Genomic DNA, 17,454 nt, shown 5'->3' with positions numbered 1-17,454 from the left:
ATACTATGAGGATTTTAAATTATACTATAATAAATTTAGTAATGAGTAAACATCTACTGCTAAATATTAACAAAACTCAAAAAGGAATAATACATATTATTGGTATAGGTGGAATCGGAATGAGTGCCATTGCTGAAATTCTTCACAATTCCAATTGCAAAGTTCAAGGCAGTGATGCACAATCAAACGACAATATAAATAAGTTACAAAAGCTAGGTATAGAGGTTTTTATTGGTCACAATGCTAATAATATAAGCCAAGCTCAAATAGTTGTACATTCTTCTGCAATAGAATCTGATAATGTGGAGTTAATTGCGGCAAAAAATAACAATAAAACCGTTTTGCATAGATCAGACATACTTGCTGAAATTATGAAAGGTAAATATGTGATAGCGGTTTCAGGTTCAAGCGGAAAGACAACAACAACCGCTATGATTGCTTCCATTTTTGATCATTCTGGCATTGATGCGACTGTAACTGTAGGAGGGATATTAAATTCCTATAAGAGCAACTTCAAACTTGGAGGGAGTGACACTTTTCTGATCGAGGCTGATGAGTCTGATGGAACTATGCTAAAAATCCCTGCAAAGATTGCTGTCATAACAAGTATCAACAATGACCACATAGATTATTACGGCACATTTGATAATATCAAAAATGCATTTTCCCAATTCGTGAATAATGCAGGTTCTGCAGTTTTACCTGATTCTGTAGACATCGATTATGATGCGGGTAATTCTATAACGTTTGGGTTTGAGAATGGTAGCATAAGAGCCAGCAACATTAAACAGCATGCTAACAGCATAGAATTTGATGTGTTGAACAACTGGATTCCAGCATTACGTGCTGGAATGACAAAAGGAAAGTGTACAGAGATGTCATCCCAGTGCGTGACACTGGGATCCAGCCCTTTAAAAAACATAGTACTATCAAATGCAATTGGAATTCACAAAGTAAGCAACGCCCTAGCTGCAATATCAGTTGCGATAAAGCTCGGAATTAGCGATGCAGATATTAAAAAAGGCCTTTTGGAATTTCAAGGAGTAGCAAGAAGATTCTCTTTGATTGCCGATATTAAAGGTGTTAAGTTAATTGAGGATTATGCCCATCATCCAAATGAAATATATGCAACTTTAACGGCTGCACGTTCGATTACTAAAGGAAAAGTAATAGGAATTATCGAACCACTTCGTTTTGCCCGCATTCGTAATTTTTTTGATGAATTCATACGAATTTTCATGATGTTTGATTATGTCATCCTCACTCCTGTTCATCCCCCAGAAGACAAGCCTATTCCTGGTTGTGGGATTGATGATATACAAAAAGCTTTAATCAGTAATGGATTTAATAACACAAAAATTATGAATGATGCTTTGCTCATTTCACATTTTATTAGTGATTCGACAAGTCCAAGTGATATAGTATTATTTATTGGTGCTGGTAGTAATATAGCTAAATTGGCAAAGGAAACTGCAGCACTTATTGCGGAAGTTAAGGTTTAATGTAATGAATAAGATAATCAATAACGTATTTGCAAGAGAAATTTTAGATAGCAGGGGTTACCCCACTATTGAGGTAGAAATTGAGCTCTGTGATGGTGCAATAGGCAGGGCATCTGTACCTTCTGGAGCTTCAACCGGTAAATTAGAAGCCTTGGAACTCAGGGACCAAGATGAGAAAAGGTATTGTGGTAAGGGAGTGCTGAAAGCTGTTCAAGCTGTAAATGGGATAATAGCAGATGAAATCATTGGAATGAATGCAGCGGACCAAAATGCAATTGATAAAGCATTAATTGAACTGGATGGAACAAAAAACAAATCAAAACTTGGAGCAAATGCAACTTTGGGTGTGTCTCTTGCAGTTGCAAAAGCAGCAGCAAACAGTTTCAAAATGCCGCTATATAGATATTTGGGAGGAAAGCAGACGAGTGTTATGCCGGTTCCACTCATTAACATAATTAATGGTGGAGTACATGCAGACAATAAGCTCGATTTCCAAGAATTCATGATTCTTCCGGTCGGTGCTGAGACTTTCAGCGAAGCGATTAGAATATCTGCGGAGGTATTCCACAACTTACGTAGCATTCTTAAGAAAAAAGGTTATAGCACAAATGTAGGGGATGAAGGTGGTTTTGCACCAAATATTGAAAGTACTGAAGAAGCACTTGATTTGATCATATACGCTATAGAATCAGCAGGTTATTCAGCGCAAAGTGATTTTGCACTAGGCCTTGATGTTGCTTCATCTACTTTTTATGAAGATGGAATTTACAAATTTGAACACAGAGATCTTACTTCAGAAGAGTTGACTGAATATTATTGTAATCTTGTGGAAAGATATCCAATAATTTCTATAGAAGATGCAATGAGTGAAGACGACTATGAAGGTTGGAAATTACTTACTGCAAAATTGGGGAGTAAAATTCAATTGGTTGGGGATGATTTGTTTGTTACAAATTGTGAACTGATATGCAAAGGAATAGAGGAAAAAATGGCAAATGCTGTACTGATCAAGCCAAATCAAATAGGGACGTTAACAGAAACTTTTGCTGCTATTGAAATGGCAAAATCAAATGGCTATAAAGCTGTTGTTTCTCATCGCTCAGGTGAAACAGAAGACACAACAATATCTCATATAGCAGTTGCGTCAAATTGCGGGCAAATAAAAACCGGGTCGCTATCGCGTTCTGATAGACTCGCGAAGTATAACGAGCTAATCAGAATAGAAAGCGCATTAGGAAAGGATGCTAAATATTATCGTGGGTTAGCATGGGTTTTATAGACGAAGTAAAATTGTGTTTAAAAGCTGGTGACGGTGGTGATGGCTGTGCAAGTTTTCGTCGAGAAAAGTTCGTTGAATTTGGTGGTCCAAATGGTGGTAATGGAGGAAAGGGTGGAAACATAGTTTTCATCAGCGACGCTAATCTCAACACTTTGCTTCATTTTCGTTATAGAAGACACATTAAAGCAGATAGTGGAAAAAATGGTGCAGGCAGGGATAGATCTGGCACAGCAGGGAAAGGCGTTATACTTAAAGTTCCAGTCGGTGCACAAATAATTGATGAAGAAAGTGAAGAGATAATAGTAGACCTTGACAAGCCTGGTATGGAATTTCAAGTAGCACAGGGTGGAAAAGGTGGACTTGGAAATACTAATTTTAAATCTTCTACTAATAAGGCACCAAGACATTTTACTTACGGTCAGCCTGGCGAAGAAAAACATGTATTATTAAAACTAAAAGTTTTATCAGATGTTGGAATTATTGGCATGCCAAACGCAGGTAAATCAAAATTTTTGACTCGCTGCTCAAATTCCGATACAAAAGTAGGCGATTATCCATTTACCACCGTAAGACCTCATTTAGGCATGGTAAAAGTGGATGATAGCGAAGTTGTAATAGCAGATATTCCTGGAATAATTACTGATGCTCACCTTGGAGTTGGGCTCGGGCATAAATTTTTAAAGCACATAGAAAGGTGTCAAATTTTACTTCATTTAATCGATGTAACTCACGATGACGTTGTTTCGGCTTATAGTTGTATCCATAATGAATTGGAACTTTACAATAGTGATCTTGTTGAAAAAGAAGAGATTGTAGTATTAAACAAATGCGACTTATTGAGGGAAGCAGAAATTCTGGAAAAGAAGAATCACCTAGCTAATTATCTCAATAAAGAAGTGCTGTGCTTATCAATTAATGGTGATTTACAGCCTATTTTAAGATTATTAAGTGAAAAATTGAAAAAGAGTAATTCTAAGGAAATCGATGTATATGATCCTTTTAAAGCGTAAATTTTCTATTTATGGATGTACAAGAATGGTAGCGTGCAACCAGAACTAAGCGTACAGCTGTGCAAACATCGTGATTTGAGTCCACCAGAAGGGTGTCATCCCAGTGCCCAGACACTGGGATCCAGGAATTTTATTAAGTTGGTAAGCATAAAAGTAGCCGTTTTATGTTAAAATACAACGTTTTGATGATTATGAAAAGGCTGGATTCCAGACTGGAATGACACCATCATAAAGTGAATCAGTGTCAGCTACTTGCATCTACCATGCAAGTTAACTGAAAATTGCAATGTTCGTACACTTGACTACTTGGATCTAGTATGATTTAATTAACCAAGAAGTAGGCATGAAAAAATTATGTAGTGAACCAGTTTGCATAACACCAGGAGGAAAATATGGATAGAAAGACGAGAATAGAATCAGACAGCTTAGGGGAAGTAAAAGTACCAAGTGAACATTACTGGGGAGCACAGACTCAGCGTTCTTTAGAAAATTTTAAGATTGGCACAGAAAAAATGCCAGAGCCTCTGATTAAAGCATTAGCAATAGTAAAACTTGCAGCAGCGCGTGTTAATATGAAACATGGTGTTATAGATGATAGGGTAGGGGACGCAATTTGCACAGCCGCGAGGGAAGTAATAGATGGCAAATTTAATAATGAATTTCCGCTTGTTGTTTGGCAAACCGGATCCGGAACGCAGACTAATATGAATATGAATGAAGTGATCAGCAATCGTGCAATAGAGATTTTAGGTGGTAATTTGGGTAGTAAATCTCCAATACATCCAAATGATCATGTGAATTATGGTCAGTCGTCAAATGACACCTTTCCAACAGCAATGCATATAGCAGCAGCAGAGCAAATAAACTGCTTGCTTATTCCAAATCTTGAAAAATTGCATAAGGTGCTGGATAATAAGGTTCAGGAATTTAAAGATATAATAAAAGTAGGACGTACTCATCTGCAAGATGCAACGCCCCTAACACTAGGACAGGAGTTCTCTGGCTATGCAGTCCAGATTAAAAAGGGGATAGAGAGAGTAAAATCAACTTTAAGTGGTATATACGAGCTTGCACAAGGTGGCACTGCGGTTGGCACGGGACTCAATACTAAAAAGGGTTTTGCTGAAGATTTTGCAAAGCAAGTTGCAGGAATTACTAACCTTCCATTTACTTCAGCAGGCAATAAATTTGAAGCGCTAGCAGCAAATGATGCTTTAGTTGAGCTCAGTGGAACACTCAATACAGTAGCAGTCAGTTTAATGAAAATTGCAAATGATATAAGGTTGCTTGGTTCTGGTCCAAGATGCGGAATTGGGGAAATAATGTTACCGGAAAATGAGCCTGGTTCTTCAATTATGCCAGGTAAAGTGAATCCAACTCAGTGTGAAGCGGTGACTATGGTATGCACTCAAGTTATGGGAAATCATGTTGCTGTAACCATTAGTGGTTCAAACGGTCATTTTGAATTGAATGTGTTTAAGCCAGTGATAATTTACAATGTTTTGCAGTCTATAAGACTTTTAGCTGACGCAAGTTTAAATTTTACAGAAAAATGTGTAGTTGGTATTAAAGCAAATGAAGAGAGGATAAAAGATTTACTGAATCAGTCGTTGATGTTGGTCACTATATTAAATACGCATATAGGGTACGACAATGCAGCAAAAATAGCGAAGCTTGCTTATAAAGAAAATATCACTCTAAAAGAAGCAGCAGCAAAACTTCAACTGCTCACTGAGGAAGAGTTTGAAAGGATAGTGAAACCAGAAGAAATGGTAAATTATTTGTAACCGCTCACACTTAATTCTTCAATCTCACTAATAGAAAGGCCAGTAAACTTGACAATAGTGTTAACATCAACATTATTATCTTGCTTTGTCTACCTTATTTTGCCGCTCCCCTGAACGGATACGGTTTAAGACATAAGATCCTTTTTCATAGCTATACTACGTTATCCAGCGTCTGGGCACTGGTTTCTTGGTACTTATTCCGCAATAATTTTTTTTTCCCTCAATAAACTTTGCAGTTCGCCTTTTTCGTACATCTCGCGAGTGATGTCGCAACCACCAATAAACTCTTCCTTTATATATAATTGTGGAATTGTTGGCCAATCAGAAAACTTTTTTATAGATTCACGTATTTCATCATTCTCCAACACGTTAATATACTTAAACTTCACGTTCAATTTTTTTAGGATTGACACGACGAGTCCAGAGAATCCGCATTGAGGAAAATCAGAAGTGCCTTTCATATACAATACCACATCATTTTCTGTTATATCTTTTTTTATTTGTTCAAAATTGCTCATAAATTCACCTTATTTTTAAGTATTAGTTTCCAGTTGCAAGGCGTGTATAGACTGACCTTCCAGAGCTTTATATACCATTTTATGCTGTTCTATTTTTGTCTTTCCAAGAAAACACTTGGAGTTTATTTTTAAATGATAATGGTCATCATCTCCAGCAAGATCATGAATCTTTATATCAGCGTCGGGGAACGATTGTTTGATGATCCTCTCTAATTCGTGAATTGCAATAGTCATTGATTTGCTTTAAATTACAATACTTTCATTATAAATCTAAAACGATTGAGCGCAATAAAAAGTTGCTATCATAAAAAATAGAAGCATACTATAATAATGGAATGACAAATTATGCAGGGAGGCTTTTTGGTGGGCGAAAGATTTAAATTCACATATCTATTGGTTTTGCTAACTTTTTCATTTAGGTGCTTATCTTACGATGATAAAATAAATAACTTAGAGAATGTTTACATCAAAGCTAACTATTTTGGAGCATTCTTCAATGCAATAGGTTCTCTAGAAGGAAAAGAAGATGCAGGTGACAATATAACAGAGGGGGTTTTTAGTTTTAATAAGAAGGAGCGAATTGAAGCTGGATACAGTCCTAAATATGTTCCAGGGTTTGCCGGTAGTGCTGCAATAGGGTATTTATTCAAAAATATGAGAGTTGAGTTTGAAGGCTTATATTCTCAGACTAACTTATATGATGAAGATTATTCAGATAAGAAAAAAGCAAGATATATTGAACTTCGTCGTCACAATGATGCGTCTACTGGAGCGGAATGCAATTCACCTTGGAGAAGTGGAAAGGTTGATATTCACATTCAAGAAAATTGTAGTGTTGAAGCAGAGTTCAGAGCTGCATTTAAGATGAAAAATGAAGGTTTTAATAACTTAGCTGGAATGGTCAATGTATATCGTGATTTTAATATAGCAAAAATGCCATTCACCCCATATGTTGGTATTGGTGCAGGTGTAACTAGGGTTAAATTTCTAGGAAAAACCAGATATGCCTTGGCTTACCAAGCAAAACTTGGTATCAATCACCAACTTACAGCACAAACTCAAGCATTTGCTGGTTTACGCTATTTTGGTATCCTTGATAACCAATTTAAAGATATTGTACCAGAAATAAAGATACTAGCTGGTGAAGGATATATTCCTGCCGGTGGAGGAAGTAAAGTTGATGGAACTGCACGTGTTGAATCAACAACTGCAACCATTACCAATAGGTTTGGCATATATGGCTTAGAGTTTGGGTTGGTTTATCACTTTTAACTTTATCCAATAAATTACATATGTGAAGATAGTAAATTCAGCGTGCTGAGAACATTAGAAAGACGAGATTTTAATTGATTTTCATATTTACTCCAATCTTGTATTGCCTTTCTTGCAACACCTGAATCAACTGCGGCTTTTGCAACAGCAGAAGCTACTATAGAAATTAATCTTGGGTCAAATGGAGTAGGTATTATATATTCACGTCCATAGCCCATTTTACGACCGCCATAGACTGCAGATATCTCACCTGGTACTGGCTCACGGGCAAGCTTTGCTATTGCATCTGCAGCTGCAATTTTCATTTCATCATTTATTGTTGTTGCATGTACATCAAGTGCCCCTCTAAATATATAAGGAAAACCCATTACGTTGTTGACTTGGTTGTTGTAATCTGACCTACCAGTTGCAATTATTGCATCTGGCCTCACAGATTTTGCAAACTCAGGCCTTACTTCTGGATCGGGATTGGCAAGAGCAAAAATAATCGGGTCTTTGCCCATACTCTTTAACATCTCTTCATTTAACACATCTTTTGCAGATAGTCCGATGAATACATCAGCGCCTTTTATTGTATCAAGTAGAGAACGTTCGGAAGTATCAATTGCATACTTTTCCTTCCACTCATTCATATCCTCGTTTCTACCTTTGTATATTACTCCTTGCTTATCACACAGCACTATATTTTTAGCGCCCATGGACTTTAGTATTTCTAAACATGCAATACCGGCTGCTCCAGCACCATTCATAATGATCTTAACGTCCTCTAATTTCTTTTCAACAATATCAAGAGCATTTTCTATGCCAGCTGCAACAACCACCGCAGTTCCATGCTGGTCATCATGGAACACTGGAATATCCATCAGTTCATTCAGGCGTTTCTCTATTATAAAACAATCGGGAGATCTTATATCTTCTAAATTTATCCCCCCCCAACTTGGCCCAAGATACCTTACTGCATTGATGAAATCTTCTATATTTTCTGTACCAACTTCTATATCAACTGCATCAATATCAGCAAAACGCTTAAATAAAACAGCTTTGCCTTCCATGACAGGTTTTGCAGCAAGAGGACCGATATTACCAAGTCCAAGCACTGCAGTGCCATTTGAAATGACAGCAACACAGTTGCTTTTTGCTGTATAATCATAAACAACCTCAGGATTTTTAGCTATTTCAAGGCACGGAGCTGCAACACCAGGGGAATAAGCAAGTGACAAATCATACTGGGTAGATAAAGGTTTTGTTGGCATGATTGAAATTTTACCAGGGTTACCACCTCTGCTGTGATACTTAAGCGCTTCTTGTTTTGTGGTACTATCTAAATCATCGTTCATCATTACATCCTTATATTTTAAGCTTGTATTTTTTAAGTATATGGAGTTTTTATAAATGTTCAATTGTAAACTATTAACTTGTGAACTCTGTTGTACTTCTGTATAAGTTTACCTATTACGTAAGATGATGTTACATGCTTAAAAAAAACGTGCCTAATTTGCTTACAATTTCTCGTGCACTTGCAATACCAGCAATAATATTAAGTTTTTATATAGAAAATAAATATGCAGGCCTGATAACAATATCAATCTTTGTGTTTGCGTGCATTACGGATTTTTTTGATGGTTACTTGGCGCGTGCGTGGAAAGTCCAATCAAAATTTGGCAAGCTATTTGATCCAATTGCTGATAAATTAATAGTGGTTTCAACGATAATTATGCTAGTTTATAAGCAGAAGATAAATGATTTTACAATAGTACCATCGATTATCATCATCTGTAGGGAGATATTAGTCTCGGGTTTGCGGGAGTTTTTGATAGCTACAAATGTTAGTCTACCTGTAAGCAAAGCTGGAAAAATTAAAACATTTTTGCAGATGGTTGCTGTAGTAGCGCTAATAATGAACGATTATTATATGATTCAATATACAGGTGCGATTTGTTTATGGGTTGCAGCTATTATAACTATGTGGTCAGGCTATAATTATATCCTAGCCTGCATCAAATAGATTGATTAAATCTCCTAGGAAATAGTTAATAGACAAGAGTAGTTAATATCTTAGTGATATTGACTCAGAAAGCAAAAAGGTGTATAATTGTATTAACTTACTACTAATTAGGTTAATATTATGAAAATACCTAGTGGCAAATTTTCTTCTACTAAAAAGGTTCCAGGAAAGAATAAGAAAAAAAGAGATTTTGAACCATTAGAAGAGTTTTTTTGGGATTTTTGGCCAACAGTTGATAAAGAAGTCAAAAGAGAAAGGCTAGAACAAGAACTATTAGCACTAAAAAAAAGAGAGCTATATAGAAAATGTGCATCATTGGCAACAATGGTCCCATTTACATTGCTGATGGCGATTGAACTGGAAAAAACATATAGCGATCAGGTATTACTTGGCGTGATAAGTGGCGCGCTAAGCCACACTATATTACCTTTTACAGTCTTATCTCTTATTTGTACGCTATATTTAATTTACAATAATAGGAAGATAGCACAAAAAGAACGAGAGTTGGAGATTATTGAAAATGGAAAGGAAGTAAAGGAAAAAGAGCACAATATTTCTGATATAGGTCAGTGTTTGATCTATATTGAGGCTATAACAACTGCACTGGTTATTGTAGGTATGATAATGGGTGAAACATCTTCACTTGAAGCAGCAGAGGATGCAATTTTATTTCTTGCCAATGCAATTGCTTTTCTTGCAACTCTTGTTTCTTATATTGATAAGCATGAAAAAAATAAGAAAAAGGAAACAGAAAAGTCTGATCTTGATGAGAAATCTAGCAAGAAAACTAGCAATATATCTGTAGCCGGATTGGCGCTTGCTGGTTCTTCTGTGTTTTTAATAAGAAGGATAATGTTAATAGCATTAGCATCGTCCTTAAATCCTGCTGTTGGACCTACTTTAGGCTTGATAGGTATTGCAATTTTTATGGCTGTACAGGTCTTAACTATACATTCCTACAGTAAGACGCTGAAAGATCCAAAAGTGGAAGGACGAGGTGAATCAAGAAATGCAGGTAGTTCTGACCGTAGTTATAAAGAAGAAGGACCGGCTATTGCCTAAGAAATTTATTTATTTAAGTAATATTTAGGTCTATACTTTATTTTGATCGAAAAAAATCTTATGTATAAGACTTTAATCACGTGCTTTATTTTCCTAATTTGCTCCTTTACACAATCGTATGCGGATGATCTTGAAAAAACTGAAACTGAACTATATGAAGAAGCAGTTGAACTTTTTGACCAGAAAAAATATAAACAAGCTATTAGGGCATTTCATAAGATAGAGGATTTGTATCCTTTTTCTTATTGGGCAATGAAAGCAAAATTATTATCTGGGGTCTCTCACTATAATATGGGTAACTATAGCAGTGCTGCAAGTGATATGGCTGATTATATATATGTTTATTCAAATGGTGAAGATTTACCATATGTATACTACTTAAGAGTATTATCTTATTACATGCAAATTAATAAAGTGCAACTTGGACAGCAAACTGCATATAAAACTTTAGAGCTAGCCACTGAGTACATTAATCTCTTTCCAGGCAGCGAATATGTAGACGAGATAAAGGAAAGAGCAAAATTAATCACAGAACATATATCAACAAAAGAGTATTCTATCGGTAAATTTTACCTGAGGCGTGGTGAATATTTAGCAGCAATTAAGCGTTTCCAGAATATGGCAAGCTATAAGGATTCTAAATATTTTTCTAAGTCTATTAACCATTTAATAGCAGCCCATTCAGCTCTTGGCCTTGACTTAGAAGCTGAGCAGTATGAAAGTATGTTATTAGCAGAAAACCTGCAAGATGCCAAGCCAGAGGCTTGAAAATTTGCTTTAGCTTTTTCTATGCTTTGATATATAATTAGGTTTTTAACTATTTGAATATGGCTGGTCATTCACAATTTTCAAATATAAAACATCGGAAAGGCGCTCAGGATGCAAAGCGCTCTCAAAAATTTACGAAGATGATTAGAGAAATAGCAGTTGCTGCAAAGCAAGGGCTACCCGAACTCAACCCGCGCCTTCGCTCTGCTATATTTGCTGCACGCAAGGAAAATCTACCAAAAGATAAAATAGAAACAGCAATAAAAAATGCAACTGGTAACGTTGCTGGAGAAAATTACGAGGAAATACAATATGAAGGTCATGGGCCTTCTGGCACTGCACTCATTGTCCATGCCTTGACTAATAACCGCAACCGTACTGCTTCTGAGGTACGTTATATCTTTTCTCGTAAAGGTGGAAATTTAGGAGAAACAGGAAGTGTTAGTTACCTTTTCGATCATGTAGGCTTAATCGTCTATAAAGCAGAGGGTGTGAATTTTGATGATTTATTCAGTCATGGAATCGAATTAGAAGTATTGAATGTTGAGGAAAATGACAAAGAAGGATTACACGTTATAACTTGTGAAATAAAAGATTTTGGTAAAGTACGCGATGCCTTTTATGCAAAATTCGGAGAACCAGAACTTGCTCGTCTTTCATGGCAGCCAAAAGATCTGATTGAAATTAGCGATAAAGAGTTGATTGATAAATTATCTGCATTGGTTGAAGAATTAGAAGATAATGATGATGTACAGTATGTGGAAGGTAATTTTACTTTTGTTGATGCTGTTTAAATGATGAAGCTGATTGTATTTATGCTGCTCTTTATCTTACCGTTATATACCGCTGAAACATCAACAGATCTTGCACAGCCATTCCAGCATGGAATCAGAAAAAAAAAAGCTACTTTGACGACAGAAAGTGATAGAAAGTTGTTATTCATATCCAGTACCATAAAATCTTCCTTTTTTGCCACGGAAGGGTTGGCGCCAAATACAGTGGTGAAATTGATCAACATATATAAAGATTTCGGTGTTGATTTTAAAAAAGACATTGTGCCGAAGAGTAAATTGGAGGTTCTTTTTGAGAGATTGCCTAATAATCAGAAGACTGAAGAAAAAATTTTATATGCTTCACTGACAATAAACAAGAAAGCTATTAGTTTATATCATTATAAATCGCAAGACGGCAAAGAAAGATATTTTAATAAAGAAGGAATAAGCTTAAAAAATGGCGAAATTTTTGCAAATCCTTTAAATGGAGATTATCGCGTATCCTCGAAATTTGGTAATAGAAAGCACCCTATTCGCGGTAAAATTGTTTTTCACAAAGGAGTGGATTATGCAGCTAAACTTGGCACTCCCATATACGCTGCTGCAGAGGGTGTGATAGAATATATAGGAAAGAATGGTGGCTATGGAAATTACATCAAAATAAAACACAAAAATGAATATTCAACCTGTTACGCGCATGTAAGTAGATTTAGTGGCGATATAAAGTTAGGCTCTAAAGTAAAGCAGGGGCAGATCATCGCTTATGTTGGTAGCACTGGTGTTGCAACAGGACCCCATTTACATTACGAAGTTATATATAATGGCAAACACATTGATCCGCTTACGATAGCACATAAAACTGAAGTAAAATTGCCTGATCATGAATTAAGAGAGTTTAAACTATTTGTAAATAAGATAAATAAAACGATCAACAGAGAGGGTTCAAGTGAAAAAGAAGTTTAAAGACAATATGGATAAGAATACGATAAACGATAGAAATTTAAGTCAACTCCGGTTTTTTCCTGTACTAATAGCGCTAGGATTAATTTTATCGCTGCTTTTTTTGGCATATGACAGCACAATTGCACTTGGAGTTGCTGCCGTTTCAATTTTGACTTTTCTTCAAGGATTTTTTATTAATGACCCTAATGAAGCAAGAGTGATAGAATTTTTTGGTCATTATATTGGAACTTATTTTAAGTCTGGAATATGTGTAACGCTTCCCTTTTCAAGCAAATATATAGTTTCCCTAAAATTTCAAAATATCAACACAGAAAAAATAAAAGTGAATGATGCCAATGGAAGTCCAATAGAGATTTCAGCAGTGATTGTTTGGAGAGTAAATAGCCCTGCAAAGGCGTATTATAATGTTAACAACTATCACGAATTTGTTTTTGTACAAAGTGACTCAGTAATAAGAGAATTAGCTAGTAACTATCCGTATGACAGCGAGAGCAATGAGGAATCTTTACGTAAAAATTCTGATAAAATTTCAGATGAATTGCGGTCAATGTTACAACAAAGATTAGATATTGCAGGAATTGAGATTACAGAAGCAAGAATATCGCATTTGGCGTATTCGTCCGAGATTGCACAAGCAATGTTAAGGCGTCAACAAGCACATGCTATCACTTCGGCAAGAAGGCATATAGTGCAAAATGCAATAGGAATTGTCGAGGAAGTAATAGCTCATTTTGAAAAAAACAAAAGCTTACAATTAGATGGCAAGCAAAAGGTTCAATTGATAAATAATTTGTTGGTTGCCCTAATCTCTGAGCAAGATGCACAACCGACGATTAGTTTAGATAATAATTAGCATAGAAGCCGATTGGGTTTCATAAATGCAAGTCACTATTAATTTCTTGATTAATAGACTAAATGATGTTATAAATTACACGCATTAGGGGTGCTCTAGAAAAGCTGAGAGTACATAAAGTACAACCCTTTGAACCTGATATGTTAAAGCAAGCGTAGGAAAATGTATGTATATAAATATTGAAGAATGCTTCGGCTTCATTGCGTTAATTGCATCTCTAATTGGATTATCACCTCAAGTATATAAAGCATATATCACTAAAGTTACTCGTGATGTATCGATGTTAATGTTAGTAAACTATCTTATTTGTTCATTGTCTTGGATTGGCTATGGTCTTTACCAGAGCTCAATTTTTGTGGTGCTTAGCAATATTGCTGGATTAGTGATTAGCATAATATCAATTATTCAAAAATGTTACTACGATGCAAAACCTGCACCATGATCATGTGCTGCACTGCAGTACACAACAACAATATCGTTCTATTGTAGTGCTAAATGGAAAAATACCGAGCTCATCGTTTTTTAAACGAGATATACCTATTATTGCTGTAGATGGAGGAGCAAACAAGCTTCTATCAATTGGCGTAAAACCTGATCTTGTAGTAGGAGATTTGGATAGCGTAAATCTGGATTTACGTGCTAATTTGAATACGATATATCTACCTGATCAAGATTATTGCGACTTTTCTAAAGCAATGGCTCACTTAAAAACAGTAAAGTTATTGCCATCAATAGTAACGGGTATTACTGGAGGAGCAATTGATCACATACTACAGAATATTAACATTTTTCTAAGTACGGGCAGTATCTTTTACACACCTTCACCTCCCATGGTAGGTTACACTTTACAAAAAGGTATTACCCATTTTTTTTCTTTGCCAAAAAATACTAAAATATCTTTACTTGGTATACCGAGAGCTCAAATATCAACTAAAGGATTAAAATGGGAACTGCACCTTAGTAATCTTGCTTTTCCGGGAAAAAATTCTTGCTTTAATCGAAGTTTAGGCAATAAGGTATCCGTAGAAGTACACAGTGGTATATGTCTAGCAATGATTTATTTAGAGACAGTAGATGATGCTGCAAGACATCATGTGCGTCAAGTTAAGAAGTAAATAGACTTCTTGCATAACCCAAACTAAGTAGAAAAAAGGTATCATCCAAGTAGCTGACACTGGTTCCTTTATGACGTGTCATTCCAGTTTCAGCTACTTGAATGACAGCAGTCCTACGTCATACCGCCGCGGTATCTCTTAGCCGCTAACAAGCAGCGGGATGACGAATTGCTTAACCGTCATTACACCGTCATACCGCGATTCATTCGCGGTATCTCTTAACATAGATCCCTTACTTAACCGTCATACCTTAACATAGATCCCGCTAACAAGCAGCGGGATGACGAATTACTTAACCATCATCTACACCGTCATACCGCGATTCATTCGCGGTATCTCAAAGCATAGATCCCGCTAACACGTAGCGGGATGACGATTGTCGTTTAGCTATAAACATTAAGAAATTTACCAAACGAAAAAAAAGGCAAAAGAAGCCCCGTGGTTATTATCCGCTTTAAAATATTGGCGTTTTTTATGTTTTAAACGCTTGACAAGCGAAATTCAGCTGCTTTTAATTGCAACTAACTTACGCTGCAAATGTTTAAGAAATTTACTAAGCAGAAAAAAAGACAAAGAATCCCCGAGTTAGCTAGTCTTTTACTATCTCTGTCGAGTATTGGCATTTTTTGATGTCTTGTAACGCTTTATAAGCGCGTTCAGCTTATTTAGATAAAAATCTAGATGTAGATGAAGTTTTGTAAAGACATACAGTATCTATATACTGCAAAAAATTGAACATAAGACGCCGATACATTAAGTAATCCTTACCTTTTAATCTGCAGATTGGCGAAAGCAAATACAATAGCTTCAGTTTCATGATAAGTGGGCTGGCGGAGTTTGTCAAGCAAGTTTTTTCGTTTCTACTGAATGACAGTTGTGGCTTGGGAGGTAGTGCAAGAAGTCTATTGTATTACTGAATTATTAATAATTCAGTAATAGTGCCTGCTATGTAGCTAAAATTTTCCTTTAACTTAAGCTATATGTAGCTAAAATAACTTGGGTTTACCGACAACCGTCATCCCGCTGCTTGTTAGCGGGATAACGCGGCGGTATGACCCTGACTTGCATTAGCTATGTATAATAAAGGGAATCTATGACAAAAGAATCATTGGTAAAAACTGATATAGTGAAAGTTGAAGACAAAAAGGCGGTAAGAAGCTTTTTTAAAATACTAGGTGGAGTGGCAGATGCTGTAAGATCGTGGATTGGTAACATCAGTCCTGATTTAAGCAACAGTCGCGATATCGATAGTTTAGTCTTGAAGATGAACGAGTGCTTAAATCCAAAGGGAGGGGAGGTTTCAGCACGTAAAAACGCTGTATCTCTTGGTAACTTGTACTTAAGCTTATCAGAGAAAGGTAAAATAAAATTTCTACAAACCCTGGCAGAAAAATTTAATCCGAATAAAGCGGAAATAGATGAGAAAATTAGAGAGTATAAGAAAAACCAAGATCCCGAGTTAAACTATAAATTTGAACAGGATTTAATAAAAATTCTTGAATCACCGCGTTCTAAAATATTGAAGCAATTTATTTCTTTACCAGAAGGCCTTAAGTTTATTGTTGATATGCGTTCTGACGTGCTTAAGCTAAAGAACCAATATAGAAGCTTGAATCCACTAGAAAGCGAATTAAAAAATATACTCTATACTTGGGTTGATGTTGATCTACTTGATCTTCGTCAAATCACCTGGGATTCACCTGCATCATTGCTAGAAAAACTTATAAAATATGAAGCTGTGCATAAAATTTCCTCTTGGGATGACTTAAAAAACAGGCTGGGTCTCTGTTTTGCTTTTTTTCATTACAAGATACCAAACGAACCTCTAATTTTTGTAGAGGTTGCATTGGTGGATAAGATTGCAGATAGTATTCAACACCTTTTAGATGAGTCAGTACCTTCAAATGATCCGAGTAATGCAAGCACTGCTATATTCTATTCAATATCAAACACTCAAGCAGGGTTATCTGGAATCAGCCTTGGTAATTTTTTGATCAAAAGGGTTGTAGAAAAGCTATCACAGGAGTTTAAAAGTATAAAAACATATGCAACTCTTTCTCCAATACCTGGCTTTACGAAATGGCTAAAAAACAATCTAAACCAAGATGTCACTTTATTGGGCAAACTAAATATAAAACAATCTAGTGCAGAAATTTTAGAAAGTGCAGAGCAATTAAAAATTAACGTTGAATGTATAAATGAAACTAAACAATGCATGCTTAAACTATGTGCATATTATTTACTAAAAGTGAATAATAGTAATGGGAATGCTTATGATCCGGTGGCGCATTTTCATTTAAGCAATGGTGCATCGATAAAACAATTAAACTGGATGGCGGATACTTCTGAAAAAGGTATTAGTCAGTCGGCTGGAATGATGGTAAATTATCTGTATGAGTTGCCTAAAATAGATAATAATCATGAAAACTATATGGTTAATAAAGTGATTTCCTGCTCGAAAAAAGTGTCGTCTATGTTGAAGGAGTAAATAGTCTCTTAATAAAGGATTGCCCTCACAACACTTAAAATGTAAAATGGTTCTACTTA

Annotated in this window: 17 protein-coding genes and 1 riboswitch; of the genes, 14 read left to right on the top strand and 3 right to left on the bottom strand. The window is 35.8% G+C overall.

Translation table 11 applies throughout. The annotated features are described in order from the left end of the window. Window positions 1-5: 5 nt before the first annotated feature. The 4 genes from murC to fumC all read left to right on the top strand — a co-directional run bounded on the left by murC (window position 6) and on the right by fumC (window position 5,578). On the top strand, window positions 6-1,502 hold the full coding sequence (gene murC / locus AAGD90_RS03765; RefSeq protein WP_038250394.1) for a UDP-N-acetylmuramate--L-alanine ligase: 1,497 nt from the start codon (window positions 6-8) through the stop codon (window positions 1,500-1,502). Window positions 1,503-1,506: 4 nt separating this feature from the next. Beyond that, window positions 1,507-2,781 (top strand): phosphopyruvate hydratase, encoded by a 1,275-nt coding sequence (gene eno, locus AAGD90_RS03760; protein WP_010082238.1) that lies wholly within the window; start codon window positions 1,507-1,509, stop codon window positions 2,779-2,781. Next, the gene (gene cgtA, locus AAGD90_RS03755; protein ID WP_341821651.1) at window positions 2,769-3,791 is read left to right on the top strand and encodes an Obg family GTPase CgtA; all 1,023 of its coding nucleotides are present in this window, start codon (window positions 2,769-2,771) and stop codon (window positions 3,789-3,791) included. Before eno ends, cgtA begins: the two co-directional genes overlap by 13 nt. A gap of 392 nt (window positions 3,792-4,183) precedes the next feature. Next, window positions 4,184-5,578: a class II fumarate hydratase gene (gene fumC / locus AAGD90_RS03750; RefSeq protein ID WP_341821650.1), complete on the top strand. Its 1,395-nt coding sequence runs from the start codon at window positions 4,184-4,186 to the stop codon at window positions 5,576-5,578. A gap of 194 nt (window positions 5,579-5,772) precedes the next feature. Here the strand turns inward: fumC and grxD are convergent, their stop codons facing one another. Continuing rightward, window positions 5,773-6,096 (bottom strand): Grx4 family monothiol glutaredoxin, encoded by a 324-nt coding sequence (gene grxD / locus AAGD90_RS03745; RefSeq protein ID WP_341821649.1) that lies wholly within the window; start codon window positions 6,094-6,096, stop codon window positions 5,773-5,775. Window positions 6,097-6,111: 15 nt separating this feature from the next. Then, on the bottom strand, window positions 6,112-6,330 hold the full coding sequence (locus AAGD90_RS03740) for a BolA/IbaG family iron-sulfur metabolism protein (protein ID WP_006280012.1): 219 nt from the start codon (window positions 6,328-6,330) through the stop codon (window positions 6,112-6,114). 165 nt (window positions 6,331-6,495) lie between these two features. On the opposite strand from AAGD90_RS03740, the gene AAGD90_RS03735 reads away from it, so the two are divergent. Continuing rightward, on the top strand, window positions 6,496-7,368 hold the full coding sequence (locus AAGD90_RS03735) for a P44/Msp2 family outer membrane protein (RefSeq protein ID WP_341821648.1): 873 nt from the start codon (window positions 6,496-6,498) through the stop codon (window positions 7,366-7,368). A gap of 14 nt (window positions 7,369-7,382) precedes the next feature. On the opposite strand, the gene AAGD90_RS03730 is transcribed toward AAGD90_RS03735, so the two are convergent. Further along, window positions 7,383-8,705 (bottom strand): malic enzyme-like NAD(P)-binding protein, encoded by a 1,323-nt coding sequence (locus AAGD90_RS03730; protein WP_341822178.1) that lies wholly within the window; start codon window positions 8,703-8,705, stop codon window positions 7,383-7,385. A 134-nt stretch (window positions 8,706-8,839) separates the two neighbouring features. Here AAGD90_RS03730 and pgsA point away from each other — a divergent pair, with 134 nt between their 5' ends. The 9 genes from pgsA (at window position 8,840) to AAGD90_RS03685 (ending at window position 17,395) form a co-directional block, all read left to right on the top strand. Continuing rightward, window positions 8,840-9,373 carry a CDP-diacylglycerol--glycerol-3-phosphate 3-phosphatidyltransferase gene (pgsA, locus tag AAGD90_RS03725; protein ID WP_341821647.1) on the top strand — a complete coding sequence of 178 codons (534 nt, stop codon included), beginning with the start codon at window positions 8,840-8,842 and terminating at the stop codon, window positions 9,371-9,373. A 120-nt stretch (window positions 9,374-9,493) separates the two neighbouring features. Continuing rightward, a complete protein-coding gene (locus AAGD90_RS03720; RefSeq protein WP_341821646.1) occupies window positions 9,494-10,435 on the top strand; it encodes a hypothetical protein in 942 nt (313 codons plus the stop codon). Between the two features lie 60 nt (window positions 10,436-10,495). Further along, window positions 10,496-11,203, top strand: a complete 708-nt coding sequence (locus AAGD90_RS03715) for an outer membrane protein assembly factor BamD (protein ID WP_010962627.1) — start codon at window positions 10,496-10,498, stop codon at window positions 11,201-11,203. Window positions 11,204-11,262: 59 nt separating this feature from the next. Continuing rightward, a complete protein-coding gene (locus tag AAGD90_RS03710) occupies window positions 11,263-11,997 on the top strand; it encodes a YebC/PmpR family DNA-binding transcriptional regulator (protein ID WP_341822176.1) in 735 nt (244 codons plus the stop codon). Between the two features lie 3 nt (window positions 11,998-12,000). After that, window positions 12,001-12,939, top strand: coding sequence for a M23 family metallopeptidase (locus tag AAGD90_RS03705; protein ID WP_264329854.1), 939 nt, complete (start codon window positions 12,001-12,003; stop codon window positions 12,937-12,939). Window positions 12,940-12,946: 7 nt separating this feature from the next. Next, window positions 12,947-13,792 (top strand): SPFH domain-containing protein, encoded by an 846-nt coding sequence (locus tag AAGD90_RS03700; RefSeq protein ID WP_265017881.1) that lies wholly within the window; start codon window positions 12,947-12,949, stop codon window positions 13,790-13,792. A gap of 76 nt (window positions 13,793-13,868) precedes the next feature. Beyond that, window positions 13,869-13,970: riboswitch (TPP riboswitch) on the top strand. Further along, on the top strand, window positions 13,959-14,234 hold the full coding sequence (locus AAGD90_RS03695) for a SemiSWEET family sugar transporter (protein WP_006280002.1): 276 nt from the start codon (window positions 13,959-13,961) through the stop codon (window positions 14,232-14,234). Its footprint overlaps the riboswitch before it by 12 nt. Next, window positions 14,215-14,907 (top strand): thiamine diphosphokinase, encoded by a 693-nt coding sequence (locus AAGD90_RS03690; RefSeq protein ID WP_010962623.1) that lies wholly within the window; start codon window positions 14,215-14,217, stop codon window positions 14,905-14,907. The genes AAGD90_RS03695 and AAGD90_RS03690 overlap by 20 nt, the downstream gene beginning before the upstream one ends. 1,093 nt (window positions 14,908-16,000) lie before the next feature. Next, window positions 16,001-17,395, top strand: coding sequence for a malonyl-CoA decarboxylase (locus AAGD90_RS03685; RefSeq protein WP_038198837.1), 1,395 nt, complete (start codon window positions 16,001-16,003; stop codon window positions 17,393-17,395). Window positions 17,396-17,454 lie beyond the last annotated feature (59 nt).

The organism is Wolbachia endosymbiont (group A) of Ischnus inquisitorius (assembly GCF_964026985.1).
In the GTDB taxonomy this organism is placed as follows: Bacteria; Pseudomonadota; Alphaproteobacteria; order Rickettsiales; family Anaplasmataceae; genus Wolbachia; species Wolbachia pipientis.
Note: the sequence above shows the minus strand (reverse complement) of the source record. Positions and strands in the feature narration are given on the sequence as shown.